26 protein-coding genes are annotated in these 25,125 nt (G+C 71.2%); 15 read left to right on the top strand and 11 right to left on the bottom strand.

Annotated elements, in window-relative coordinates; translation table 11 throughout:
- Positions 1 to 51 precede the first annotated feature (51 nt).
- Positions 52 to 1,191, bottom strand: coding sequence for an epoxide hydrolase family protein (locus ACILSK_RS21495; protein ID WP_395729229.1), 1,140 nt, complete (start codon positions 1,189 to 1,191; stop codon positions 52 to 54).
- A gap of 77 nt (positions 1,192 to 1,268) precedes the next feature.
- On the opposite strand from ACILSK_RS21495, the gene ACILSK_RS21500 reads away from it, so the two are divergent.
- A complete protein-coding gene (locus ACILSK_RS21500; RefSeq protein WP_395729230.1) occupies positions 1,269 to 2,288 on the top strand; it encodes a helix-turn-helix transcriptional regulator in 1,020 nt (339 codons plus the stop codon).
- A 23-nt stretch (positions 2,289 to 2,311) separates the two neighbouring features.
- Here the strand turns inward: ACILSK_RS21500 and ACILSK_RS21505 are convergent, their stop codons facing one another.
- Positions 2,312 to 3,499, bottom strand: coding sequence for a serine hydrolase domain-containing protein (locus tag ACILSK_RS21505; RefSeq protein ID WP_395729231.1), 1,188 nt, complete (start codon positions 3,497 to 3,499; stop codon positions 2,312 to 2,314).
- 248 nt (positions 3,500 to 3,747) lie between these two features.
- Here ACILSK_RS21505 and ACILSK_RS21510 point away from each other — a divergent pair, with 248 nt between their 5' ends.
- Complete coding sequence (locus ACILSK_RS21510) at positions 3,748 to 3,873, top strand: hypothetical protein (protein ID WP_395729232.1); 126 nt, start codon at positions 3,748 to 3,750, stop codon at positions 3,871 to 3,873.
- Positions 3,870 to 4,817 carry a cation diffusion facilitator family transporter gene (locus tag ACILSK_RS21515; protein WP_395729233.1) on the top strand — a complete coding sequence of 316 codons (948 nt, stop codon included), beginning with the start codon at positions 3,870 to 3,872 and terminating at the stop codon, positions 4,815 to 4,817. The genes ACILSK_RS21510 and ACILSK_RS21515 overlap by 4 nt, the downstream gene beginning before the upstream one ends.
- A gap of 104 nt (positions 4,818 to 4,921) precedes the next feature.
- Here ACILSK_RS21515 and ACILSK_RS21520 read toward each other — a convergent pair whose 3' ends face one another.
- From ACILSK_RS21520 to ACILSK_RS21530, 3 genes are read right to left on the bottom strand one after another with little or no spacing between them, the layout of a single operon-like run.
- Positions 4,922 to 5,320 carry an ArsR/SmtB family transcription factor gene (locus tag ACILSK_RS21520; RefSeq protein WP_395729234.1) on the bottom strand — a complete coding sequence of 133 codons (399 nt, stop codon included), beginning with the start codon at positions 5,318 to 5,320 and terminating at the stop codon, positions 4,922 to 4,924.
- 57 nt (positions 5,321 to 5,377) lie between these two features.
- Positions 5,378 to 6,856: a multicopper oxidase family protein gene (locus ACILSK_RS21525; protein WP_395729235.1), complete on the bottom strand. Its 1,479-nt coding sequence runs from the start codon at positions 6,854 to 6,856 to the stop codon at positions 5,378 to 5,380.
- A 5-nt stretch (positions 6,857 to 6,861) separates the two neighbouring features.
- Complete coding sequence (locus tag ACILSK_RS21530; protein WP_395729236.1) at positions 6,862 to 7,110, bottom strand: SHOCT domain-containing protein; 249 nt, start codon at positions 7,108 to 7,110, stop codon at positions 6,862 to 6,864.
- Between the two features lie 361 nt (positions 7,111 to 7,471).
- Here ACILSK_RS21530 and ACILSK_RS21535 point away from each other — a divergent pair, with 361 nt between their 5' ends.
- The 8 genes from ACILSK_RS21535 to ACILSK_RS21570 all read left to right on the top strand — a co-directional run bounded on the left by ACILSK_RS21535 (position 7,472) and on the right by ACILSK_RS21570 (position 16,716).
- Positions 7,472 to 7,783 (top strand): metal-sensitive transcriptional regulator, encoded by a 312-nt coding sequence (locus ACILSK_RS21535; RefSeq protein WP_395729237.1) that lies wholly within the window; start codon positions 7,472 to 7,474, stop codon positions 7,781 to 7,783.
- 117 nt (positions 7,784 to 7,900) lie between these two features.
- Complete coding sequence (locus tag ACILSK_RS21540; protein ID WP_395729238.1) at positions 7,901 to 8,911, top strand: hypothetical protein; 1,011 nt, start codon at positions 7,901 to 7,903, stop codon at positions 8,909 to 8,911.
- 128 nt (positions 8,912 to 9,039) lie between these two features.
- Complete coding sequence (locus ACILSK_RS21545; RefSeq protein WP_395729239.1) at positions 9,040 to 9,261, top strand: heavy-metal-associated domain-containing protein; 222 nt, start codon at positions 9,040 to 9,042, stop codon at positions 9,259 to 9,261.
- A 66-nt stretch (positions 9,262 to 9,327) separates the two neighbouring features.
- Complete coding sequence (locus tag ACILSK_RS21550; RefSeq protein WP_395729240.1) at positions 9,328 to 11,634, top strand: heavy metal translocating P-type ATPase; 2,307 nt, start codon at positions 9,328 to 9,330, stop codon at positions 11,632 to 11,634.
- Between the two features lie 62 nt (positions 11,635 to 11,696).
- Positions 11,697 to 14,267, top strand: a complete 2,571-nt coding sequence (locus ACILSK_RS21555) for a heavy metal translocating P-type ATPase (protein WP_395729241.1) — start codon at positions 11,697 to 11,699, stop codon at positions 14,265 to 14,267.
- Positions 14,152 to 15,099, top strand: coding sequence for a DUF389 domain-containing protein (locus ACILSK_RS21560; RefSeq protein ID WP_395729279.1), 948 nt, complete (start codon positions 14,152 to 14,154; stop codon positions 15,097 to 15,099). Before ACILSK_RS21555 ends, ACILSK_RS21560 begins: the two co-directional genes overlap by 116 nt.
- A 208-nt stretch (positions 15,100 to 15,307) precedes the next feature.
- On the top strand, positions 15,308 to 16,138 hold the full coding sequence (locus tag ACILSK_RS21565; RefSeq protein ID WP_395729242.1) for a class I SAM-dependent DNA methyltransferase: 831 nt from the start codon (positions 15,308 to 15,310) through the stop codon (positions 16,136 to 16,138).
- Between the two features lie 194 nt (positions 16,139 to 16,332).
- Complete coding sequence (locus ACILSK_RS21570; protein ID WP_395729243.1) at positions 16,333 to 16,716, top strand: nitroreductase family deazaflavin-dependent oxidoreductase; 384 nt, start codon at positions 16,333 to 16,335, stop codon at positions 16,714 to 16,716.
- 103 nt (positions 16,717 to 16,819) lie between these two features.
- Here the strand turns inward: ACILSK_RS21570 and ACILSK_RS21575 are convergent, their stop codons facing one another.
- From ACILSK_RS21575 to ACILSK_RS21595, 5 genes are all read right to left on the bottom strand, one after another.
- Entirely contained in the window at positions 16,820 to 17,773 is a 954-nt protein-coding gene (locus ACILSK_RS21575) for an acyl-CoA dehydrogenase family protein (protein ID WP_395729244.1), read from the bottom strand.
- Between the two features lie 7 nt (positions 17,774 to 17,780).
- Complete coding sequence (locus tag ACILSK_RS21580) at positions 17,781 to 19,085, bottom strand: ISL3 family transposase (protein ID WP_395729245.1); 1,305 nt, start codon at positions 19,083 to 19,085, stop codon at positions 17,781 to 17,783.
- 70 nt (positions 19,086 to 19,155) lie between these two features.
- Positions 19,156 to 19,488, bottom strand: a complete 333-nt coding sequence (locus ACILSK_RS21585) for an acyl-CoA dehydrogenase family protein (protein ID WP_395729246.1) — start codon at positions 19,486 to 19,488, stop codon at positions 19,156 to 19,158.
- Between the two features lie 78 nt (positions 19,489 to 19,566).
- Complete coding sequence (locus tag ACILSK_RS21590) at positions 19,567 to 20,025, bottom strand: MaoC family dehydratase (protein WP_395729247.1); 459 nt, start codon at positions 20,023 to 20,025, stop codon at positions 19,567 to 19,569.
- Entirely contained in the window at positions 20,022 to 20,414 is a 393-nt protein-coding gene (locus tag ACILSK_RS21595) for a hypothetical protein (protein ID WP_395729248.1), read from the bottom strand. The genes ACILSK_RS21590 and ACILSK_RS21595 overlap by 4 nt, the downstream gene beginning before the upstream one ends.
- Positions 20,415 to 20,674: 260 nt before the next feature.
- Between ACILSK_RS21595 and ACILSK_RS21600 the strand changes: the two genes are divergently transcribed.
- Genes ACILSK_RS21600 through ACILSK_RS21615 form a run of 4 tightly spaced genes read left to right on the top strand, consistent with a single transcriptional unit; the run spans position 20,675 to position 23,931 of the window.
- Positions 20,675 to 21,085, top strand: coding sequence for a molybdopterin-binding protein (locus ACILSK_RS21600; protein WP_395729249.1), 411 nt, complete (start codon positions 20,675 to 20,677; stop codon positions 21,083 to 21,085).
- On the top strand, positions 21,082 to 21,969 hold the full coding sequence (gene modA / locus ACILSK_RS21605; protein WP_395729250.1) for a molybdate ABC transporter substrate-binding protein: 888 nt from the start codon (positions 21,082 to 21,084) through the stop codon (positions 21,967 to 21,969). Before ACILSK_RS21600 ends, modA begins: the two co-directional genes overlap by 4 nt.
- Positions 21,970 to 21,976: 7 nt before the next feature.
- A complete protein-coding gene (locus ACILSK_RS21610) occupies positions 21,977 to 22,807 on the top strand; it encodes an ABC transporter permease (protein WP_395729251.1) in 831 nt (276 codons plus the stop codon).
- Positions 22,804 to 23,931: a sulfate/molybdate ABC transporter ATP-binding protein gene (locus ACILSK_RS21615; RefSeq protein WP_395729252.1), complete on the top strand. Its 1,128-nt coding sequence runs from the start codon at positions 22,804 to 22,806 to the stop codon at positions 23,929 to 23,931. Before ACILSK_RS21610 ends, ACILSK_RS21615 begins: the two co-directional genes overlap by 4 nt.
- Positions 23,932 to 24,028: 97 nt before the next feature.
- Here the strand turns inward: ACILSK_RS21615 and ACILSK_RS21620 are convergent, their stop codons facing one another.
- A complete protein-coding gene (locus tag ACILSK_RS21620; RefSeq protein WP_395729253.1) occupies positions 24,029 to 24,928 on the bottom strand; it encodes an alpha/beta hydrolase in 900 nt (299 codons plus the stop codon).
- Between the last annotated feature and the right edge of the window lie 197 nt (positions 24,929 to 25,125).

Raw genomic sequence — 25,125 nt, forward strand, 5'->3', positions numbered from 1 at the left:
GGTGGTCAGGCGCGGTCCAACGGCCGTTGCGGACGCGGGCGCCCAGGTCCGTCAGGCGAAGAACGTGCGCAAGTCGTCCACCACCAGTTCCGGAACCTCCAGCGCCGCGTAGTGCCCACCCCGGTCGAACTCGGACCAGTGCACGATTGCGGTGTTGTCGCGTTCGGCGAGCGGGCGGATGGTCTGGAAGTCGTCCTTGAAGACGGCGACGCCGGTCCGACCGTGGCTGACCTGCGGCTCGGCACCGGAGTGGCCCTCCGCGTAGTGGTAGCGGACCGCGCCGGCCGACGTATTGGTCAGCCAGTACAGCGACACCTGGGTCAGCACCTGCTCGGCGGTGACCAGGCTGGTCCCGTTCCCGAAGTTCTCGAACAACTCGTGGTAGGCGAGTTGCCCGATCGGGGAGTCGGACAGCGCGGCGGCGACGGTCTGCGGGCGGGTGCCGTTCATCGCGTTGTAGCCACCCACCGACTGGAACCAGCCGAGGAATTCCAGGGCGGCGAACTCCTTGGGGCCGAACCCGTCCATCTCGCCGTCGGCCCCCGACGGGAACGAGAACAGCTGCAGGACATGCGCACCCAGGAATCCGGCAGGATTGCGGATCGCCAGCTCACGGGAGACCATGGCGCCGCCGTCGCTGCCGTGGGTGCCGTAGGAGTCGTAGCCGAGGCGGCGCATCAGCGTGTCGTAGGCGCCGGCGACCCCGGCCATGGTCCAGTCGCCCCCGTCCGGCGCCGGGTTCAACGGGGTGCTGAACCCGACTCCCGGCATCGAAGGAACGACGACGTGAAACGCGTCCTCGGCGCGACCACCGTGCGCCACCGGGTCGACGAGCGGGCCGATCAGCTCGAGGAACTCGATGAACGAACCCGGGTAGGTGTGCAGCAGTAGCAACGGCCGCGCCCCGGCCTCGGCCGATTCGACGTGCACGAAATGGATCGTCTGCCAGTCGATCTCGGTGAGGAACTGCGGGACGGCGTTCATCCGCGCCTCCTGCGCCCGCCAGTCGAATTCGAGCCAGCGGGCGACCATGTCCCGCAGGTAGGTCACCGGCGTGCCGTAGGACCAGGAGTCACCCGGGGCGGCGGCCGGATAGCGGGTGTTGGCCAGCCGGGCGTGCAGGTCGTCCAGGGCCGCCTGCGGGATCGCGACGCGGAACGGACGGATCGAAGCGGGGGTGGGGTTCGTCATGACCGCTACGCTAGGGATGGTTCAGGATCATTTCGTTCCTGATTACCGGAGACCTTTTCGAAGTCGAGAGTGATCACGTGCTGACCAGTTCCGCCCGGTTGTTGGCCCTGCTCGGGTTGATGCAGGCGCAGCGGCGATGGACCGGTCCGGAGCTGGCCGGGCGACTCGGCGTGAGCGACCGCACGGTCCGCAAGGACATCGACCGGCTGCGGCAGTTGGGCTATCCCGTCGACGCGGTGCGGGGGCCACGCGGGTACTACGAACTGGGTGTCGGCGCGTCGCTGCCCCCGTTGCTGCTCGACGAGGACGAGGCCGTCGCCGTCGCCGTCGGGCTGCGCGCCGGGAGCGGGATCGCCGGCATCGAGGAGACCAGCGCCCGGGCCCTGGCCAAGCTCGACTCGGTGCTCCCGCACCACCTGCAGCGTCAGGTCGCCGCGGTGCACGAGGCGGTGGTCAGGGGCCCGGAGAACACCGGTTCCAACGTCCGGGACCCGGTGGTGGACGCCGGCCTGCTCACCGGCCTGGCCGCCGCGATCCGGGATCGGGTGGAGGTGCGGTTCGACTACCGGACGGCCCCGTCGGGCCCGGTGCCGTCGGGTCCTGCCCCATCGGGTGCGGCGCCGTCACTCGACCGCCGGCAGGTCGAGCCCTACCGGCTCGTCTCGTGGCAACGGCGGTGGTACCTCGTCGCCCGCGACGCCCGGGACGACACCTGGGCGCCCTATCGGGTCGACTGGATGACGCTGAAAACTCCTGGCGGGCGGCGTTTTCGGCCGACACCCTTCCCGGAGAACGAGTACACCTCGTTCGTGCTGCGCGAGGTCGCCTTCACCGGCTGGGCCGTGCACGCCCGGGTCCTGGTGGACGCGTCCGCCGAGGAAGTCCTGGCCCGGATCAACCCGACGGTCGGTGTCGTCGAGCCGGTCGACGACGATCACTGTGTGCTGGTCACCGGCGGGGACAGCGTCGAGGTCGTGGCGGTGTGGATCGGCATGCTCGGCCTGGACTTTCACGTCGAGGGGCCCGATGCGCTGGTCGCGGCGCTCCGGGTGCAGGCCCGCCGGTACGCCGCCGCGACCCCCGCCGCGGTGCGGTGAAGACCCCCGGCGGCTGACTCACATCATGTCGTGAGCTGGTCGCCGATCGCGTCGACGGCCGCCAACGTGGCCCCCAACAGTTCGGGTTGCTGCGCGGTCGGCCAGGACGACAGCTTGACCGCGACGAAGTCGCGGGCCGGATCGATGTAGATCATCTGCCCGTAGATGCCCATGCAGAGCAGCACCTGCCGATCGGCCGGGTAGGGCAGCCAGAACTGATTGCGATACATGCCGCCCGGCATCCGGGTGTCGGTGCTGGTGGAACCGAAGGCCGCCCGAGAATCGGTCCCGCCGCGGTAGGTGTCCTCGAGGAACGCCTCGGGGACGACCTGGCGATCGCCCACCCGTCCCCGGTCCAGCAGCATCTGGCCGAAGCGTCCGAGGTCGCGCAGGCCCGCGGCGAGGCCGCCGTCGTGGATCACGGTGCCGGCCCGGTCGACGGCCGCGTCCGCATCCTGTTCGGCGCCGATGGGCTGCCAGATCAATTCGCTGAGCAGGTGGGGCATGCGCCGCCCCGAGGCCCGTTCGCAGATCCAGCCCAGTACGTCGGTCTCACAGGAGCGGTAGTGGAAGGGGCCGCCGTGCGCGCCGGCGGCGATGAGCAGGGTCAGGTAGTCGTACAACGAGGTGGGCAGATCGACCAGCAGGCGAGGCGACCAGTCCACCACCTGACCGACCATGGTGATCTCCGCGCCCGGGTCTTCGTAGTGCTCCGAATACTTGATGCCCGAGCGCATGTCCAGCACCTGGCGGACCGTGGCGCCGTCGTATCCGAGTCCGACGAACTCGGGGAGGTAGGTGGTGATGTTCGCCTGCTCCTCGATCACCCCCTGGTCCATCAGGATGCCGACCACACAGCCGATCAGCGACTTGCTGACCGACAGCAGCGCGTGCGTGTCGGCCGCCGTCAACTCGGCCGGGTAGCGCTCCATGACGATGCGGCCCCGGTGCAGCACCAGCAGCCCGTCGGTGAAGGTCTGGTCCAGGAGGGCGTCCAACGTCCCGACGGTGCCGTCGGGCAAGGTCACCGTCATCCCCGGGTCGAGCGGCTTGCCCGCCTCGAACGACCGTGCCGAACTCGGTGCCGCCGGCACCCGGGCGGTGCGGACAACCTCCCGCAGATGGCTGAAGGTCCAACGATTGGTGGGTCCCAATTGCCAGCCCTCCGGCGTCCAACGCTCGACCGGTGGTGGCGGAAAGCCTTGCATCATGTGGAAAGTCGACCTTTCGTGTCGTCCATGGGCTGACGTCGGGACGGCAGCAGTCGGGGTGTCGGACCGGGGCGGTCGCCGTGCGAACCGATTCCTCCCCGGAGCCCGAGACAGACAGGTCGAGCGGCAGTCGACTCGTGCAAGATACCCGCGATCGGGACCGTCAAACGGGTGGTCGAGCACCTTCATCCACTCATATAGTATCTGCGCATCAACGCAGGTACTGAGTCTGGAGGCGGTGGGGGTGAATGACACGGGGCCGGGTCGTGCCGGACCGAGCGGTCCTCGACCCACCGATCACGTCCACGATCACGGGCCGGGCGACCATGGTCACGGCCACCACGATCATCGTCATGATCACCCGGGCGGGTTGACGGCCCTGTTCCGGTCGGTGTTCAAGCCACACAGCCATGACAGTGCCGATGCGGTGGACGCCGAGCTGGCGGGTAGCGAGCAAGGCATCCGGGCGGTCAAGATCAGCCTGGTGGTCCTGGGTGTCACCGCGGTGCTGCAGGTGGTGGTGGTGTCGATCAGCGGGTCGGTGGCGCTGCTGGCCGACACGGTGCACAACTTCTCCGATGCGTTGACGGCCGTGCCGTTGTGGATCGCGTTCGCGTTGTCCCGCCGGGCGGCGACCCGCCGGTACACCTACGGATACGGGCGGGCCGAGGATCTGGCCGGACTGTTCGTGGTGGCGATGATCGCGTTGTCGGCGGTGCTGGCCGGGTACGAGGCGATCCACCGGCTTCTCGATCCGGCCCCGGTCGAGAACCTGCTCTGGGTGGCGGTGGCGGGCGTGATCGGGTTCGTGGGCAACGAGTGGGTGGCGCTGTACCGGATCCGGGTGGGCCGGCGGATCGGGTCCGCCGCTCTGGAAGCCGACGGGCTGCACGCGCGCACCGATGGGCTGACCTCCTTGGCCGTGGTGATCGGCGCTGCCGGGGTATGGCTGGGCTTCCCGGCCGCCGACCCGATCATCGGGTTGGTCATCTGCGTGGCGATCGTGACGGTGCTGTACTCGGCCGTTCGGGACGTGTTCCGCCGGTTGATGGATGGCGTCGATCCGCCACTGGTGGATCTCGCGGAGGCCGGTCTGGCGGCGGCGCCGGGGGTGCGGTCGGTGCGCAGCCTGCGGATCCGGTGGATCGGGCACACCCTGCACGCCGAGGCGGACGTGGAGGTCGAAGCCGAGCTGTCGCTGCTGGAGTCCCACCGGATCGCGCACGCGGCGGAGCAGCACCTGCTGCGGGCCGTGCCCAAGCTGTCCGGGGCATCGATTCACACCAGCCCCGCCGGGGCCCATGTGCCTGCCGGGTGAACGTCGGCCGGCTCGGCGACGATCGGGACCGCCGTTCCGCCGGGGCGTTTCGGTCCCTGCGTGAGCGGCCGTGCCGCCCTCACGCCGGGACGCCGGCCGGTCGGTCAGCCCCCGACCCGCGTCGTTCTGGCCGTGAACGATGGCAGGCCGGTCGCGGCCTCGCGGTGATGCGGCGGGACGGAATGGCCGGCGTGCTCGGCGTTGTACACCCCGTCGATCAGTAGTTGTTGGATGTGTTCGTTCTCCAGCTGGTAGAAGATCTGGTTACCGTCCCGGCGGGTCCGGACGAGCCGGGCCATCCGCAGCTTGGCCAGGTGCTGGGACACCGCCGGACCCGATTTGCCGACCGCGGCGGCGATCTCGTTGACCGGCAGCTCGGCGTCGATCAGCGCCCAGAGGATCCGGATCCGGGTGCCGTCGGCGAGCATTCGGAAGACCTCGGCCACCAACGCAACCTGATCCGGCGGCAACGGTTCTCGAGGGGCCGCGGTCGCTGCGCACATGCGCAGACAGTACTGCTGGAGCCGGCGGGTTCGGTCGGCCGACGTGCGAGGCCACCCCTAGGTGACCTGGATGACGGCCATCATGCCGAGATCCTCGTGGTCAAGGATATGGCAGTGGTAGACGCTGCGGCCGGCGTTCCGGTCGAACGCGATCCGCACGGTGGTGCTGGCCCGGGCGGGCACGTTGACCACGTCCCGCCAGGTCACGCCGGGTTCGGGTATGCCGCCGGTGGCCAGCAGCTGCATGGGCCAGACGTGCAGGTGCAGCGGGTGATCCATGGGGCTGGTGTTGGTGAAGGTCCATTCCTCGACGTCGCCCGCGGCCACCGTCTGGTCGGTGCGGGCGGGGTCGAACGGGCGGCCGTCGATGGTGAAGGCGGTCCCCATCCCCATGGTCATGGCCAGGGTGACCTGTCGGCGCCGGGCCACCGGGCGGCCGCGCAGGTCGGGTGGGACGGGGCGGTCCGGCATCCCGGTCGAGCCGGCCGCTGCCGGACCCGACACGGTGAGGGTGGCCAGCTCCAGGGGAGCGTCGGCGGGACGGTCGGTGCCGCCGCCGGTGCCCATCCCGGGCATCGTCGTGGCGCCGCGATCCACCGGCACAGCGGTGAGGATGCTCGCGCCCGGTCGGGTGTCGATCAGCAGATCGGCCCGGTTGCCCGGAGCGAGGGCGACCTCGGTGATCGCAACCGGTGGTGCGGACGGCAGGTCGATGCCGAGCAGCGTCAGGTCCGGCCCGTCCAGCCGCAGCCGCAGATGGCGCGCGGTGCAGGCGTTGATCAGTCGCCAGCGCTCCCGCCCCGGTGTGGCCACCAGGTCGGGCCGGAGCTGCCCGTTGACCAGAACGAGATCGCCCTCCCGGCCCTGCCGGCGTTGCATCGCGGTCACTCCGGCCACCGACCCGGAACCGTCGAGGGTGATGTCGGAGATGACGAGGATGCGATCGGCGATGACGGGGATCGGCGCCGGGTCGTCGATCACGATGGCGCCGTACAGGCCGCCGAAGACCTGGTCGGCGACCAGGCCGTGGTGGTGCGGGTGGTACCAGAAGGTGCCGGCCGGGTGGTCGGCCGGAATGTCGTACTCGTAGCGGAACGACCCGCCGGCCGGGATCATCACGAACGGGTTGTCCCCGTTGGCCTGTGGACTGACCTGCAGGCCGTGCACGTGCAGGTTGGTCGGTTCGTCCAGCCGATTCGTCAGCGTGACCCGAAGCGTGTCGCCCGGGCGGCAGCGCAGGGTCGGGCCGGGCAGCCCGTCGTTGTAGCGCAGCGTGGTGGCGGTGCGGCCGGCGAGCGGCCCGGATCCGCGGGCCGCGGTCAGTGTGAGGTCCAGAACGCCGTCGGTGGACCGCAGGACCGCCGGCTCGGTGAACGATCCGGACGTCCCGCCCGGCGCATCGCCGGTGGGGGCACCGGCGGGGTCACCGGTTCGGCGGGTGGTGGTTCCGGCCAGGCCCACGGCGCCGGCCGCGGCGGTGGCCAGGCCCAGGCCGGCCAACTGCAGGGCGCGGCGCCGGCTGTGGGGCACAGGCACGGTTGTCAGCCGCCGAGGGTCGCAACCCGCTCCCGGTACTCCTGCGTGTCGAGCTCACCCCGCGCGTACCGCTCGTCCAGGATCTGCCGGGCCGGGGCCGGTCCGGCACCACCGGCCTGCGGGACCCGGCGATGCGCGGTGGTGACCACGATCGCCCACACGAGACCCCCGATCAGGACCAGCACCCCGATGACCAGAGCGGCGCCCCACAGCCACATCCAGCCGCTCATGCCATCGCCGTCGTACCCGTACATCACGGCCGACCACCTCGATCCGTCGCGCGGGCGGACGGCCCGCGGTCGCCGGCGCACCTGAGTGCACCCGATTCGATGGTCGGCCCGCGAACGGATCGCGGTCAGGGCCGATGGTCCCGATCTTCGCGGACGCCACCCCGGGATCGAGCGTGCAGCACTGCGCACATCGTCGGGACATGAGGATTGTTCCTGGACCGTCGACGCAGGTCGGGCGGGCGCGGGTCCGGACCCGGCCGCGTCTCGCCCGGCCATTGCCTTCGGTACCCTAGGGGGGTACTCTATCCCTCGAGGTTGGCCGATACCCGTGAGGGGTATTTTGTCGGGGCCGGACGTGGGCCCAGCTGAGCGAACGGAGCGCACGATGGATACCTCGACGCACGAGCACGCGAGCCCGCACGGGTACATCCACCGCAAGGACGACTACCTCAAGCGGCTGCGCCGCATCGAGGGCCAGGCCCGCGGGTTGCAGAAGATGGTCGAGGACGAGAAGTACTGCATCGACATCCTGACCCAGGTGTCGGCGATGACCAAGGCCCTGCAGTCGGTGGCGCTGGGCCTGCTGGACGAGCACCTGAGCCACTGCGTCGTCGAGGCGGCCGCGGCCGGTGGTCCGGAGGCGGACGTCAAGATCCGGGAGGCCTCCGAGGCCATCGCCAGGCTGGTTCGCTCCTGATCGGTCCCGGCCGCCCTCGCGCCCTGCGGCCGAGGATCGGTGACGGCCGAGCGCCCCTCGCGCCGGTCGCCGGACCGCCGCGTCACCATCAGACCTGCGAGCAGGAGGAGTCCCAGCATGAGAACCGCGCTGAAGGTCGGCGGCTTCGCCCTGGGCCTGGCGGCCGTGTTCGGTGTGGCCGTGGGGGTCGGATCGGTCGTCGCCCCGGCCTCCGCCGGGGCATCGACATCCACGCCGACGCCGGACGGCCACGCCGCCATGGGCGGGACGGAAGCCGCCCCGGGCGGCGCGCCGTCGTTGCCCGGCGGGCTGCTGGTGTCCGAGGACGGCTACACCCTGACGCTCGCCGAGCCGTCCGTCGCTCCCGGTGCGCAGGTGCCGCTCCGGTTCCGGATCCTCGGCCCGGAAGGCGATCCGGTGAGCGGCTACCGGACCGAGCACGACAAGGACCTGCACCTGATCGTGGTGCGCCGCGATCTGGCGCACTTCCAACACGTCCACCCCGACCTGGACGCCACGGGAACCTGGAGTGTGCCGGTCGACCTGCCCGCGGCCGGCGACTACCGGGTCTTCGCGGACTTCACCCCGGCCGGTCACGACGGCGGGCTTGTCCTGGGTGCCGATCTCGCCGTGCCCGGGGGCTACCAGCCGGCGCCGCTGCCGGGACCGGCTGACGTCGCGCAGCTGGCCGACGGCTACCAGGTCACCCTGGCCGGCGGGCTGGTGCCGGGCCGGCCGTCGGAGTTGACGCTGACCGTCAGCAAGGACGGTGTCCCGGTCACCGATCTGCAGCCGTACCTGGCCGCGTACGGCCACCTGGTCGCGCTGCGGGCCGGTGATCTGGCCTACCTGCACGTGCATCCGGCCGGTGAACCCGGCGATGGGGTGACGCCCGCCGGCCCGGGGATCACCTTCGACGCCACCGCGCCGTCGGCCGGAAACTACCGTCTGTTCCTGAACTTCCGGCACGCCGGGGTGGTCCGCACCGCCGAGTTCACGGTCTGGGCCGGCCCCGCTCAGACGTCGGCCCCGGCGGCTGCCGGCACCGGCGCGACGTCGGTGCCGACCGCGGTGGCGCCGCCCATGCCCGGTCACGACGACGGTGAATCCGGTGGGCACGGTCATTGAGAAACTACCCCTAGGGGGTACCGGCTATACGGACGGGGGGTATATGCTGAGGAGCATCAGGTAGGGAGCGGTCAGGCTCCCCGAACCATCGCCACGACTTCATCGATCACAACCTTGTGGAGGACCCGATGAGCACCACCACCACCACCTATTCGGTCGCCGGCATGACCTGCTCGCACTGCGTGTCCGCGGTCACCGAGGAGGTCTCGCGGCTTGACGGTGTCGCCGGCGTTGACGTCGACCTGCACGCCGGCGGCGAGTCCCGGGTGACCGTGACCAGCACCGCACCGCTGCCGGTGGGCGCCGTGCGCGAGGCGATCGACGAGGCCGGGTACACCCTGGTCTCCTGACGCTCGAGCGCTCGAATCCGACCCGTCGCCGGCCGGTTGACCAAGTTCTTCAAGGAGGTTCGTGGCATGACGCAACACGTGGTCGACCTGCAGATCGGTGGCATGACGTGCGCGTCGTGCGCCGCGCGGATCGAGAAGAAGCTCAACCGGATGCCGGGTGTGCAGGCGTCGGTGAACTACGCCACCGAGAAGGCGCACGTCGTGCTGCCCGAGGGCACCGGCGTGGAGGCGGCGATCGCCACGGTCGAGGCCACCGGGTACACGGCCGCGCTGCCCACCCCACTCCGCCCGCCGGTCGGTTCGACTCCGGCCGACGAGGTCCCGGACCCGGAGGTGGCGGGGCTGCGCCGCCGGCTGATCGTGTCCGCCGCCCTGACGCTGCCGGTGCTGATCCTGGCGATGGTGCCGGCCCTGCAATTCGACAACTGGCAGTGGCTGTCATTGACATTGACATCGCCCGTGGTGGTCTGGGGGGCCTGGCCGTTCCATCGGGCCGCCTGGACGAACCTGCGGCACGGTGCCGCCACCATGGACACGCTGATCAGCCTGGGCGTGCTGGCGGCCTTCGGCTGGTCGTTGTACGCCCTGTTCTTCGGCGACGCCGGGATGCCCGGCATGCGGATGACGTTCCGGCTGCTGCCCGAGCCGGGCGGCGGGGCGGGCGAGATCTACCTGGAGGTCGCCGCAGCGGTCACGGTGTTCATCCTGGCCGGCCGCTACTTCGAGGCGCGGGCCAAGCGACGGTCGGGGGCGGCGCTGCGGGCGTTGCTGGACATGGGGGCCAAGGACGTCGCCATCCTGCGGGACGGCCGCGAACTGCGGGTCCCGGTCGATCAACTCGCGGTGGGCGACCATTTCGTGGTCCGGCCGGGGGAGAAGATCGCCACCGACGGCGAGGTGCTCGAGGGCTCGTCCGCGGTCGACGCCAGCCTGCTCACCGGTGAACCGGTGCCCGTCGAGGTCGGCCCGGGCGACGTCGTCACCGGGGCCACCGTGAACGCCGGTGGGCGGCTGGTGATCCGGGCCACCCGGGTCGGGGCGGACACCCAGCTGGCGCAGATGGCGCGGCTGGTCGAGGCGGCCCAATCGGGCAAGGCGCCGGTCCAGCGGCTCGCCGACCGGGTGTCCGCGGTGTTCGTGCCGGTCGTGATCGCCCTGGCTGTCGCCACTCTCGGCTTCTGGCTGGGCGCGGGCGCGGGGGCGGAGGCGGCGTTCACCGCGGCCGTCGCGGTCCTGATCATCGCCTGCCCCTGCGCCCTCGGGCTGGCCACCCCGACCGCGCTGCTGGTCGGCACGGGCCGCGGCGCCCAGCTGGGCATCCTGATCAAGGGCCCGGAGATCCTGGAGTCGACCCGGCGGGTCGACACCATCGTGCTGGACAAGACGGGCACCGTCACCACCGGCCGGATGCGGCTGGTCGACGTGATTCCCGCCGCCGGGGTCGAGGCGACCGAACTGCTGCGGCTGGCCGGGGCGCTGGAGGATGCGTCCGAGCATCCGGTGGCGACCGCGGTCGCCGACGGCGCCCGGGAACGGGTCGGTGAGCTGCCCGCGGTGGAATCGTTCGCGTCCACCCAGGGACTGGGCGTGCACGGGGTGGTCGATGGCCGGGCCGTCGCCGCCGGCCGGGCGAGCTGGCTCGCCCAGGAATGGGCGCAACCGCTGGACGGCCGCCTGGCGCAGGCCCGCCGGGACGCGGAGTCGGCCGGCCGGACGGTGATCGCGGTCGGCTGGGACGGCGCCGCGCGTGGCCTGCTCGTCGTCGCCGACACGGTGAAACCGACGAGCGAGCAGGCGATCTCCGAGCTGCGCGGGCTCGGGCTGCGGCCCGTCCTGCTGACCGGGGACAACGCAGCCGCCGCGGCCGCGATCGCCGCCGAGGTCGGCATCGACCCGGCGGACGTCATCGCCGAGGTGCTGCCCGCTGGGAAGCTCGCCAAGGTGACCGAATTGCAGCGCCGGGGCCGGGTCGTCGCCATGGTCGGGGACGGGGTCAACGACGCCGCGGCCCTGGCCCAGGCCGATCTGGGCATCGCCATGGGCACCGGTACCGACGTGGCCATCGAGGCCTCGGACCTGACCCTGGTCCGTGGCGATCTGCGCGCCGCGGTCGACGCGATCAGGCTGTCCCGGAGGACCCTGGGCACCATCAAGGGCAACCTGTTCTGGGCGTTCGCCTACAACGTGGCCGCGCTGCCGCTGGCCATGGCCGGGCTGCTGAACCCGTTGATCGCCGGGGCCGCGATGGCGTTCTCCTCGGTGTTCGTGGTCAGCAACAGCCTGCGACTGCGCCGCTTTCGCGCCGTCTCCGGATCCGCCGCCGGCACGGTGCCGGCCTCCGAGCGGCCGGTCGCGGCCGACGTACCGGCCTGACCGTCCGCCACTCCCGTCCCACCCGAACCCACTCACCGCATCGTGGAAGGGGCTGACCGAGCATGAGCAAGAACGGTACGACCGCAGTGATCGAGGTGTCCGGCGTGCACTGGGCGTCCTCGGCATCCGTCACCGAGGCGGTCATAGGTCGCCGGCCCGGGGTGCTCGCCGTGGACGCCAACCCGGTCTCCCAGACCGCGTCCGTCACCTACGACCCCTCGCGGACCAGCGTCGCCGCACTGACCGGGTGGGTACGGGACTGCGGGTACCACTGCGCCGGGCAGTCCGTCCCCGACCATCTGTGCGACCCGATGGCCGAACCGGCGCGGCACGCCGGCCATGACCATGACCATGACGGGCCGGCCGGCCACGTCGGCGCCCCGGCCCGCCCCACGAAGCCCGAAGCACCCGCCGACGGCGGTGTCCATCCGGACGGACACGCCGCCCACGACGTGATGGGCCACGGCGGCCATCACGCCGGGATGGCCGGAATGTCCATGGACGCCATGGTCCGCGACATGCGCAACCGGTTCGTGGTCGCCGCGGTGCTGTCGGTGCCCGTGTTGCTGTGGTCGCCGATCGGCCGCGAGGTGCTCGGGTTCACCGTGCCGGCCCCGTTCGGCCTGACCGACGACGTGTTCTCGCTGCTGCTGTCCCTGCCGGTGATCTTCTACTCGGCCTGGATCTTCTTCGACGGCGCCTACCGGGCGCTGCGGGCCCGCACCCTGGACATGATGGTGCTGGTCGCCGTCGGGGTCGGCGCCGGCTGGCTCTACAGCGTCGCGGTCACCCTGACCGGCCTGTTCACCGGTCACACCGGCGACGTTTTCTACGAGGCGGCTACCGTTCTCACCGCGTTCGTGCTGCTTGGTCACTGGTTCGAGATGCGCGCCCGCGGCGGCGCCAACGACGCCATCCGCTCCCTGCTGGAACTGGCTCCGCCCAAGGCCGTGGTGCTCCGCGACGGTCGGGAGCTCGAGGTGCCCACCGCGGACGTGCAGGTCGGTGACCTGCTGCTGGTGCGGCCCGGGTCGAAGATCCCGGTCGACGGGGTGGTGGAATCCGGGGAGTCCGAGCTCGACGAGTCGATGGTCACCGGGGAAAGCCTCCCCGTGCCGAAACGCCCGGGCACGCAGGTGATCGGCGCGTCGGTCAACGTCTCGGGCACGCTGCGGGTCCGCGCCACCAAGGTCGGGTCGGACACCGCGCTGGCGCAGATCGTCGCCCTGGTGCAGGAGGCGCAGAACTCCAAGGCCCCCGGGCAACGGTTGGCCGACCGGGCCGCGTTCGTCTGGCTGGCCGTCGGGGCCGGAGTGCAGACCGCGCTGCTGTTCGCGATCACCGTCGTGGTCGTCACCTGCCCGGACGCGCTCGGATTGGCCACCCCGACGGCGATCATGGTCGGCACCGGTCTCGGCGCCCGGCGGGGCGTGCTGTTCAAGAACGCCGCCGCACTGGAGGCGTCGGCCCGGATCGACACCGTGGTGATGGACAAGACCGGCACCCTGACCCGGGGCGAACCGGCGGTGACCGACCTGGTCGTCGACGGCATCGGCGAGCTGGAACTGCTGGCGCTGACCGCCGCGGTGGAACGCGACTCGGAACACCCGCTGGCCGCCGCGGTGGTCCGGTACGCCGACGATCGTGGCGCGGCCCGGTTGATCGCCGGCGGCTTCCGCAGCGTCGCCGGTCATGGGGCCGTCGCTCAGGTGGACGGCCACCGGGTAATCGTCGGCAATCGCGCGCTGATGGCCGACCAGGGCGTGCCGCTGGGCGCGCTGTCGGCGCGGCGGGACGAGCTGGCCGCGGCTGGCCGCACCGCCGTGTTCGTGGCGGTCGACGGCCGGGCCGCCGGGGTGATCGCGATGGCCGACGCACCGCGGGCGACGGCCGCCGCCGCGGTGGCCGCGCTGCACGACGCCGGGGTCCGGGTGGTGATGTTGACCGGCGACAACGAGGCGACCGCGCGGCGGATCGCCGACCAGCTGGGCATCGACGAGGTCATCGCCGAGGTGCTCCCCGGTGACAAGGCGGCCAAGGTGGCGGCCCTGCAGCGGGCGGGCCGGCGGGTGGCGATGGTCGGCGACGGGGTGAACGACGCCCCCGCGTTGGCCCAGGCCGATGTCGGCATCGCGATCGGCGCCGGCACCGACGTCGCCATCGAGACCGCGGACATCGTGCTGATGCGCTCGGACCCGCTGGACGTGCCGACCGCCCTGCGCATCGGCCGGGGCACGCTGCGCAAGATGCGGCAGAACCTGGGCTGGGCTATCGGGTACAACGCCGTCGCGTTGCCGATCGCGGCCGGCGTGTTCGAGCCCGCCTACGGCCTGGTGCTGCGCCCTGAGATCGCGGCGCTGACGATGTCCGGGTCCAGCCTGATCGTCGCGGTCAACGCGCTGCTGCTCAAGCGGCTCCCCCTGCCGGCGGCGCCGACCGGTGAGGCGAGCGACGCCGCGCCCCGGCCATCACCGCGCGAGGCGCTCCGGATCGGCGACACTGACCGCCATGCTGCAGTTGCGGATCTACGTTCCCGCACCCCTGTCGGACGCCGTGCTGGAGCTCCTCGAGGGCGATCCCGCGGTCAGCGCGATCAGCGCGGTGCGGGGTGGCTCGATCAAGCCGGCCGGTGACCTGGTGACCGCCGACGTCGCCCGCGAGGGGGCGAATCAGGTCATCGACGAGCTGCACCGGTTGGGCGTGCCCCGGGACGGGACCATCCACGTCGATCCCGCGCCGACCTGGATCTCCCGGCCCGGCTTCGACGCCGAGCGTCGCATCCCCGGCAGCAGCGCCGACGCCGTCGTCTGGTCGGACGTGGTGCAGCGCTCCTACGACGACTCCGAGCTGAACTGGACGTTCCTGAGCTTCATGACGCTGGCGACCCTGCTCGCCTCGATCGCCATCGTGCTGGACTCACAGGTCCTGGTGATCGGGGCCATGATTCTCGGGCCCGACTTCGGGCCGGTCGCGGCCCTGGGCGTCGCGCTCGTCCGCCGCCGGTGGTCGTTGTTCGGGCTGGCCACGCGCACCCTGGTCATCGGCTTCGTGGTCGCGATCCTGGCGGCGACCGCGCTCGCGCTGGTCGCCCGTTGGCTCGGCTGGGTCACCGACTGGGACGTCATCCGCCCGCGACCGGGCACCGGGTTCATCTACACGCCGGACAAGTGGTCGTTCATCGTCGCGCTGATCGCCGCCGCGGCCGGGGTGCTGTCCGTCACCTCGGCCAAGATGCACGGCCTATCGGGGGTTTTCGTCTCGGTCACGACCATCCCCGCCGCCGGCAACATCGCGCTGGGGATCGCGCTCGGCGTCTGGCACGAGGTGTGGGGCAGCGCCCTGCAGCTGGCCGTCAACCTGTCGGGGATGGCGGTGGCCGGCTGGCTCACCCTGGCGGTCCAGCAGTCGGTGTGGTCGCGGGTGACGATCCGCCGCCGGCGGGTGCGCGCGTTTCCTGTCGATTGAGACGTCTGATCGGCACGCGAGCAGGCTCCGACCGCCGTCTTCAGGGTGTCGAGCCGGTGACGGCACCGACTCGAGCAGCCGGCGGCCACACCCAGCAGCCTTTCACCCGGAGTGGCTGATGCACACGCCGGCGATCGAGGCGACAATGGGCCCGTCCAGCGGTGGACCCCCGACCTGCCGCTGGACCACAGGCCGGCGGGACGGGACGGTGGCGCTTCGTGTTTCGCAGGGAACGTCGACGGTCCGGCATCCGCTGGCCGGCCGGGGCCGCCGTGCACCGCGGGCGCCGATGATCGAGGCGGCGTCGGAGGACGTTCCCTACCGCCGGTTCGCGGAGGTCTACGACGCCCTGCTGGGGGATCATTCGTTCCCGGAGATGAGACTGGCCTTCGAGTGGATCCGGGATCGGCATGCCGTGCACTTCGCCTCGGCTGCCGACATCGGTTGTGGGACGGGTACGTTCGTCGACTACCTGTGTCGGGTCGGCGCGGGTCCGGTCTGGGGGGTCGACCGTTCGCCGCAGATGCTCGAGGTTGCGGCCGTGAAGAACGCCGGCAATCGGGCCCGCTTCCTGTGCCAGGACATGCGTGAGTTGCACCTCCCGCAGACCGTCGACCTGATCACGTGCCAGTTCGAGGCGCTCAACTACCTCACAACGACCGATGATCTGCAGCTGGCGCTCGGGTCATTCGGCCGGTCCTTGACGGCCGGGGGCTACGCGGTCTTCGATGTGACCACCGAACGTCTGGACGATTCGGCCGAGCGGCGTCCGGTGTATCTCCAACGATCACCCTCGGGGTCGGTCTCGGTCCGCACCGTCTACGACCCGCTGGCGCGGACCCAGACCGCCCGGCTCGAGGTCGCCGATTCGACGGGCACCGAGGTGGAGATTCACCGCCAGCGAACGCATACCGTCGACGAGGTGACCACCGCACTCGCCGCCGGCGGGTTGGACCTGGTGGCGGTCCACCACCTCGACGACATCCTGCCGGGGGCGGAGCCCTCCGGATGTACGTTCTTCCTGGCCCGCCTCGGGTGACGGTCCCCACCGGCCCGAGGACCGGCGTGGGCGCGGCGGGGCGACCGCGAGCCGTGCGCGCCGGCGCGAAGACCGCGCCGGGTCGAGCCGGCAACCCGGTCCCGGGAAGATCCCGCGCCGACGGCGAGTTGTCAGTGACATCAGCACACCCCGCCGTCGTCTCGCCGACGATGTGCCCTGGCGCCGGAGGAAACATGGACGCGGACGTCGTGAACGCGCTGCATCACAGTCAGGTCATCGACCTCACGACGACGGGGCGCCGGACGGGCCGGCCCAGGAGGATCGAGATCTTCCTGCATGAGGAGGACGGCGTGCTGTTCATCAGTGGCATGCCGCGGGCCGACCGGACGCGGGACTGGATCCACAACGTCACCGCCGACCCGAACGTCGTCGTGCACCTGAAGCAGTCCGCCGCGACGGACATCGCCGCGACCGCCCGGGTGGTGACCGACGACGCCGAGCGCCGACCGTTGATCGCGGCGGCCGCCCGGCGGTGGGGCCGTACCGATGTGGAGGAGATGATGCGGCACAGTCCACTGATCGTGCTCACGGTGACCGGCGGCGACGAACCGGCCTGATTTCCGCAGCGGCGGATCACCGGTGCCGCGGACCCGGAGCCTGGCGTCGTCGCCCTCGATGAACCGCTGGTCGACGGGCGCCGGCTCGCGGAGGGAGGCTCGATCAGGCGAAGGCGCTGACTCCGGTGATGTCCCGTCCGACAATGAGCGTCTGGATGGTCTCGGTGCCCTCGTAGGTGTGGATGGCCTCGATGTCCGCCATGTGCCGGATCACATGGTAGTCGAGCAGGATCCCGTTGCCGCCCAGCAGGTCCCGAGCCTCGGCGATCACCTGGCGGGCCTTACTGGTGTTGTTCATCTTGGCGATCGCAGCGATGGTGTCGGTCAGCGCACCCTCGTTCTGCAGCCGGCCGAGCTGCCGGCAGATCAACTGCATGGAGCAGACCTCGGCCAGCATCTTCACCAGCCGGCTCTGCACGATCTGGAAGGTGACCAGCGTCCGGCCGAACTGCTCGCGCTGCCGGCAGTAGGCCAGGGCGATCTCGTACGCCGCGACGGCGTGCCCGAGGGCGCCCCAGGCGACGGCGTTGCGCGTGCCGGCCAGCACCCGAGCGGTGTCCTTGAACGACCGGGCACCGGGCAGCCGGTTCGGCTCGGGCACCCGCAGGTCGGTGAGCGTGAGGTGGGCCTGCCAGACCGAGCGCAACGAGCCCTTCCCGTCGATGCGTTCGGCGAGGTACCCCGGGGTGCCCTTCTCCACCAGGAAGCCCTTGATCTGCCCGTCGGCGGTGTCCCGGGCCCAGAGGACGACGACATCGGCGACGGTGCCGTTGCCGATCCACTTCTTCTCCCCGTTGATCACCCAGGTGTCGCCGTCGCGGGTGGCGGTCGTCTCGAGCGCGACCGAGTCCGACCCGTGGGTGGGTTCGGTCAGCGCGAACGCGCCGAGGGTGGCGACCGTCGCCATACCCGGGAGCCAGCGTTGCTTCTGCTCCGCCGAGCCGAGCATCGCGATGGACTGCATGGCCAGACCGGCCTGCACGCCGACGAAGGTGCCGATGCTGCCGTCACCGCGGTTGAGCTCCATGTGCACCAGTCCGGCCGCGACCGGGCTCATCGGGGCTCTACGCCACCATCCTGGGTCGTCGGGTTCGGATCCGCGTCGTGGCTTGATCATCTCTGATGAGTCCGTGGTTGAGAAGTAGTCGCAGTCTGTAGTTGGCGAACGACCGGTAGCCCCGTGCGACGCGTTTGGTGTTCTTGACTTTCAGGTTGAGGCATTCGGTGGGTCCGTTGGAGACGCCGGGGTGGTCGAACCGGGCGAGGAACTCGGTGCGCCAGGCGGTGAGAGTGCGGCCGAGGCGGGTGATCTCGGGGACGGGGCAGGTGCGGGCGGTGGTGATGAGCTGTTCGGCGGCGGCTCGTCCGGCGGTTCGGTCGGGGTTGGCGTAGGCGGCCATCAGGTCTTGGGCGACGACCCAGGCGGCGGTCACTTCGTCGTTGGGGTCGCCGGCCAGCAGCGCTGCGAGGAGCTTGGCGCGTTGCTTGATGGTGAGCCGGTCCGCGCGGCGGCGCAGCAACCGGCGGGTCCGGAACAACGGGTCGTGGGCGAAGCCGCGGTGCCCGAGGGTGTCCTGCTGGGTGCGGCGGCGGACCTCGTCGACGCAGGTCAGGGCAAGTTTAACGACGTGGAAGGCATCAAGGACCCGGACCGTCTGGGGTAGCTGCGCGGCGAGCGCGGTGGCGTAGCCGCGGAACGGGTCGAGCGACGCGGTGACGATCTGGGTTCGGAAGTCGTCGTCCCGGGCGGCGAGCCACCCGGACAGGACGGTGCCCGAGCGGCCCGCGGCGACGTCCAGCAGCCGCGCCGGCCGACCCGGGGTGAGGTCGGCGATGCCGGTCGCGTACAGGGTCGGGTGGGTGCTGCAGGCCCGCAGGAACGCGGTCTCATCGACGCCGATCGCGGATACCCCGTCAAGTCGTTTCGGGTCGTCGATCAGCGGTTTCCCGCGTTCCGTGACCTGCCGCATGATCGTGTGCCAGCCGACGCCGAGCTGCGCGGCGACCGGGGCCACGGCCCGGTCGTGCCGGCCGACCTGCTCGAACCCCCACTGCCTGGCCCGGTCGGTGAGGACCGCTCGGGAGGCGATCGCCGGGTGGAGCTCGGTCCAGGTCTTGTTCGGGCACAACGCGTATCGGCACTCGAAGATCCGTTTCCGCCACCGGATCACCACTGGCACCCCGGCGGCGGGCAGGTCCCGCACCGTCACCGTGCGCCGGTCCTTCACCCGGGCCACCGCACCGCACTCACCGCAGCCGACCAGATCCCTGGGTGTCTCGATAGCGACATACCATTCCCCGTCGACCATCTCGGTTGAGCACACCTCGAATCCGGGCATGCCGAACAAGGCAGTAACGTTCTGGTTCACCTGGGGCTCCTCGCATCGTGGTCACTTGGCCGTGAACACGGATCGTGAGGGCCCCAGGCCCCACCTCAGCTCAACTCAGCCCCGGCGTGTCGCCCAGGACCCAACACCAAGACCCAGCTTGGTGGCGAAGAACCCTCATCGGTGGGCAGCCGTAGCCGTCGATGCCGTCGCCGACCAGGCCGAGCTCGCCCAGGCGGCGCAGCAGCGGCCAGGGCAGTTCGGCCTTCTCCCAGTGCTCGCCGATCACCGGCAGCACCTCGTCATCGACGAAATCTCGGGCCCGGCGCCAGATCTCCAGTTCGTCTTCGGTGAGCTGGTCGGCGATTCGGAAGTAGTCGGTGCCCAGCGATCGTCCGATGTTCTGGTACTGCGGTGGCCTTTGGTCCTGCGGCGGTGTGTTCATGTCCGGAGTTCCTCACTTCTCGAAGACGTAGGTGCCGGGGGCGGGTGGGAGCGGTTGGCCGGTTGACTCGGGCGCGTGTCACCGGAAGAGGACGACGATCTCGGCGACGCAGGCCGGCTTGGCGTTGCCCTCGATCTGGACGGTCAGCGTCAGCACGGTCTCGACCATGTCTCCGCGGGTCTGCGCCGAGGTCAGCCGCAGGTCGCCGCGCAGCCGCGCGCCGACCGGTACCGGCGCCGGGAATCGCACCCTGTTCAGGCCGTAGTTCATGGCCATCCGGACCCCGTCGACCTGCAGGATCTCGGCGATGAACGCCGACGCCAGGGAGATCGTCAGGTACCCGTGGGCGATGGTGGTGCCGAACGGGCCGGCCGTGGCCCGCTCCGGGTCGATGTGGATCCATTGGTGGTCGTCGGTGGCGTCGGCGAACAGGTCGACCTGCCGTTGGGTGATGGCCCGCCACTCACCGGTGCCCAGGTGCGGCTGGTCGGCGGCCAGAGCGATCAGGTCGGTGGGTCGGGCGACGCGAGTCGTCATCGAGGGTGCCCTTCGGGTCGGAAGCTGCTGGCCAGTGGTCGGTATCGCTCAGGACGAGCGGTGGTCACGGCGGCGCGGCCGGTCAGCTCAAGCCGATGGGCCGCCAGCAGATCTGCCAGGGGCACCCCACGGGCGGTGCACCCCCGACCGATCCGGTCCGGGGCCGTGAGATCCGGGTCGCCGGCTCGATCGATACTGGTGCTGATGTAGTCGAGATTCGCGATGAGCTCGGTGCGGATGTCGTCCGTCACCTGAACCGTATGGTGGTCGAGGGCGCCCTCCTGGCGGATCCCGCATAGTCCCCGCTCGACGAGCTCCGTATCGCGGGGCAGGGTCGCCTCGATGATCCGGGGCGGCGCCGCTCCCGTCCGCCCGGTGTGCTCGGCCATCGGTCGAGGCTAGCCAACCGACCCGGCCATCCGGGTCTGCTGCCGGCGACCCACTGATCGGCGAGAGCGCTCGTGGCCGGCGCCCCCTGGTCGCCCGGATCGGGCCGCGCCCTCCCGCGGTCCGCCCCGTGACGTCGCCGGCGCGATCCAACCTTGCGGTCGGGTACCGTCCCCGGCATTCCGCTCCGGTCGGTCGCGATTCGACATATGCGCTTCCGATGAGTTGTTAGGTCCGCGGATGCGGATCTAAGGTGTGGTTCATGTCGCAGTTCATGATCCGCGAGGCGGCCGACTTGTTGGGTGTCAGTGACGACACGGTCCGCCGGTGGGTCGACTCCGGCGCCTTGCCGGCATCGAAGAACGAGGTGGGCCGCAAGGTCATCGACGGGGTCGCCCTGGCGGAGTTCTCCCGTCAGCACGCCGCGGCGCCGGCGCCCGACCCGTCGCGGGTGGCGCGATCGGCGCGGAATCGGTTCGTCGGCCTGGTCACCAAGGTCGTGATGGACGGGGTGATGGCGCAGGTCGAGATGCAGTGCGGCCCGCACACCGTCGTCTCCCTGATGAGCAGCGAGGCGGCCCGTGATCTGGAACTCGAGCCCGGCCGGCTGGCCGTGGCCGTGGTCAAGGCGACCACGGTGATCGTCGAAACACCTGGAGGCTCCTCATCATGACCTCGCCGTCCCGGCGCACCCTGCGCCGTGCCGCGGGCGCTGTTGTCGCCGTCGCTGCGGCGCTGACCCTCGCGGCGTGCAGTTCGGGTAGCAGCGGTGCGGTCCCGACCACCTCGGCGGCCACGAGTTCCGGGGCCGCATCTGCAGCCGCGTCGCCGAGCAAGGCATCTGGGTCGGCGGCCGCGTCGTCGGCCGCGCCGGCCGCGACGGGCACCCTGACCGTATTCGCGGCCGCGTCGTTGAAGGCGACGTTCACCGAGATCGGGCAGACGTTCCAGCAGCAGCATCCGGGCACGACGGTGACGTTCAACTTCGCCGGCTCGTCGGACCTGGTCACCCAGCTGACCGGCGGTGCTCCGGCCGACGTGTTCGCCTCGGCCGATCAGAACAACATGACCAAGGCGGTCACCGGCGGGGTGATCGAAGGCACCCCGGTGAACTTCGCCAGCAACACCCTGACGATCGTGACCTCGCCCGGGAACCCCAAGGGCGTCACCGGTTTCGCCGACCTGACCAACCCGGACCTGCAGGTGGTGGTCTGTGCACCGCAGGTGCCGTGCGGGTCGGCCACGCAGAAGGTGGAACAGAACACCGGCGTCACCCTGACCCCGGTCAGCGAGGAATCCTCGGTCACCGATGTGCTGAACAAGGTCACCAGCGGGCAGGCCGACGCCGGCCTGGTCTACGTCACCGACGCGACTGGTGCCGGCGACAAGATCACCGAGGTGCCGTTCCCGCAGGCCTCCACCGTCGTGAACGTGTACCCGATCGCTACCGTCACGGGCGGACCGCAGCCCGAGCTGGCCGGGAAGTTCGTCGAGCTGGTCACCGGGCCGGACGGTCAGCAGATCCTCAAGGACGCCGGCTTCCAACCCGCCCCGTGACGCCGTCATGACCGCCGGACCACCGGTTCCCGCGTCCCGGCGGCGGCGCGCGGGAACCGGGTCCGGCCTGCCGGGCTGGGTGTTCGCGCCCGCCGTGGCCGGCGGGATCTTCATCGTGCTACCCCTGGCGGCGATGCTCGCCCGGGTGCAGTGGTCCCAGTTCTGGACGCTGATCACCTCCGATTCCTCCCTCGCGGCGTTGTGGTTGAGCCTGCAGACATCGACGGCCAGCACCGTCCTGTGCCTGCTGCTGGGCACGCCGATGGCGTTGGTGCTGGCGCGCGCGCAGTTTCCCGGGCTCCGGCTGGCCCGTTCACTGGTGCTGTTGCCGCTGGTGCTGCCGCCGGTGGTGGGCGGCATCGCGCTGATCTACACCTACGGCCGGCTGGGCCTGATCGGCCAGTACCTGGAGGCCTTCGGGATCCGGGTTGCGTTCACCACCACCGCCGTCGTGATCGCCCAGACCTTCGTCGCCCTACCGTTTCTCGTGCTGTCGCTGGAAGGGTCGCTGCGCACCGCGGGCCGCCGGTACGAGTCGGTGGCGGCGACCCTGGGCGCGAACCCGACCACGGTGCTGCGGCGGGTCACCATCCCGCTGGTCCTGCCCGGCCTGTTCTCCGGCGCCGTGCTGGCGTTCGCCCGGTCGCTGGGCGAGTTCGGCGCCACCCTGACCTTCGCCGGCAGCCTGCAGGGCGTCACCCGCACCCTGCCGTTGGAGATCTACCTGCAACGCGAGACCGACGCCGATGCCGCCGTCGCGCTGTCCCTGGTGCTGGTCGTCGTCGCGGTGCTGATCGTGCTGGCGACCCGCGGCCGCGGCAGCGAGGGCGGGCTGTGACCGGGCCGGCGGCGCGAAAGCCCACCCTCGGTGCGGTCGACCTGACCGCGACGATCGCCGAGCGGGGCACCGACCTACGGCTGCAGGTGCGGCCCGGTGAGGTGGTCGCGGTCCTCGGGGCGAACGGCGCCGGGAAATCCACGCTGCTGTCATTGCTGTCCGGGCTGCTGCACCCGGACACCGGGCGGATCACCCTGGACGGGCAAGTGCTGGTCGACACCGCGACCGGGGAGTGGGTGCCGCCGCACCGGCGGAAGGTGGTGCTGCTGGCCCAGCAGGCCCTGCTGTTCCCGCACCTGACCGCGGCCGCGAACGTCGCCTTCGGCCCGCGCAGCCAGGGCGCCGGCCGCCGCGCCGCGCAGCAGGCCGCCGACACCTGGTTGGCCGCGGTCGACGCGACCGAGTTCGCCGACCGCAAACCCGCGCAACTGTCCGGCGGGCAGGCCCAGCGGATCGCGATCGCGCGGGCGCTGGCCGCCGACCCGGCCCTGCTGCTGCTGGACGAGCCGATGGCCGCGCTGGACGTCGCGGTCGCCCCGGCCCTGCGGCACCTGCTGCGCCGGGTGCTGCGGGACACCCGCCGAACCGCGTTGCTGGTCACCCATGACCTGATCGACGCCCTGTCGCTGGCCGACCGGGTCGTCGTCGTCGAGGCCGGGCGGATCGTCGAGGACGGCGCGACGGGCACGGTGCTGAGCCAACCCCGGTCGGCGTTCACCGCGCGGATCGCCGGCATCGACCTGATCGCCGGCGTCAGCGACGGGCGCCACCTGGTCACCGACGACGGCACCCGGATCGCCGGATTGTTCGACCCGGCCTGCCGGCCCGGAGATCCGGTGGTCGCGGTGTTCCGACCCAGCGCGGTCGCCGTGCATCTCACCGAACCGACCGGCAGCCCCCGCAACCACCTGCCCGTCACCATCACCGAACTCGAACCGCGCGGGGAGATCGTCCGGTTGCACACCGCTCCCTTCCCCGGTGCCGGGGGGTTGCTCGCCGACGTCACCGTCGCCGCGGCCGCTGACCTGGAACTGCAACCCGGTGACCGGGTTTTCGCCGCGATCAAGGCCACCGAGATCACCATTTACCCCGGCCTGGGGGTGACCGACACCGCGGTATCCTGACCGTCGTGTCGAATAGTCCGGATCCGCGGGGACCGGGGGACGGGGTTGGCGTCTCGTTGGTCGGACGTTGCCGGTACACCGCCGGCGACCGCACCCGTCAGCCGCATCCGGCGGCGGCGTGCCCGCGCAACCACCGGGCGGTCGGGACGATCAGTTCGTCGGTCGGCGGTCCGGTGATCTCGTGCCCGGACCCGGGGATGGTGACGAGCTCGGCGGTGCCGCCCTTCTCGATGAGCGCAGCGCGCGCATCCACCGAATTGTCATAAGGCACAAGCTGATCGGCATCACCATGGATCAGGAGCGTCGCGGGTGGTCGGTCACCGACCCACGTGGGATCCAGGTCGCCGGCGATCGACACGATGGTGCACGGCCGGGTTCCGGTTGCGGCGGTCAGCCCGGCACCGAGCGCGATCATCGCTCCGGCCGATGTACCGCCGACGGCCAGGCGGTCCGGGTCCACGCCGAGATCGTCGGCGTTGGTGACGAGCCACGCCAGCGCCGAACGCGCGTCGGCGATGGCGTCGTCCACCACCGCCTGATCCTTCGGGTCGGTGGACGCCTCATCCAGGCTGAACGGAGCGCCCGTTCCCAGGCGGTAGTCGATCGAGGCCAGCAGGTAGCCGCGGCGGGCCAGCGCGGCGCCCCAAGCCTGCTCGGCCGTGCCGTCCCGGCTCGCCTGGGTGAACCCGCCGCCGTGCACCCACACGATTCCCACTCGGCAGGACGCGGGATCCTGGGCCGGCCGGTAGACGTCCACCTGGAGGGAGTCGGTGTAGGTGGTGGTCTGAACCGGGGCGACGTCGAAGATCTCGGCCACGTAACGGTTCTCCTGGTCGTCGGCGCACGGCCCGGCCGGCAACGGCGGCCAGGTCGACGTGATCGACGAGGCGGCGGGCGTGGCCGGGCCGGCCGACCCGCACCCGCCGAGCAATGCGGCCAGGGCCAGGAGCATCACCGGGCCGACCAGGCCCGGCCGGGTGAAGCCGGTGACGCGCACACGAGCCTCCCTTCTCAGCAACCGGCGCCGGCTGGCTATTCCCTACAGATTCACTCGACCGCTTGCCTCCGCCCAGGGGCTTTCGGCCCGCCCCGGACCCGAACACTGCCTGGTCGGGCGCGCTCGACGAAAGGATCCGCCGTCGGCGCCCCACAGGACGCGATCGGCCACCGATGCCTACGGCCTCGAACCCATGA

The organism is Nakamurella sp. (assembly GCF_044224575.1).
In the GTDB taxonomy this organism is placed as follows: Bacteria; Actinomycetota; Actinomycetes; order Mycobacteriales; family Nakamurellaceae; genus Nakamurella.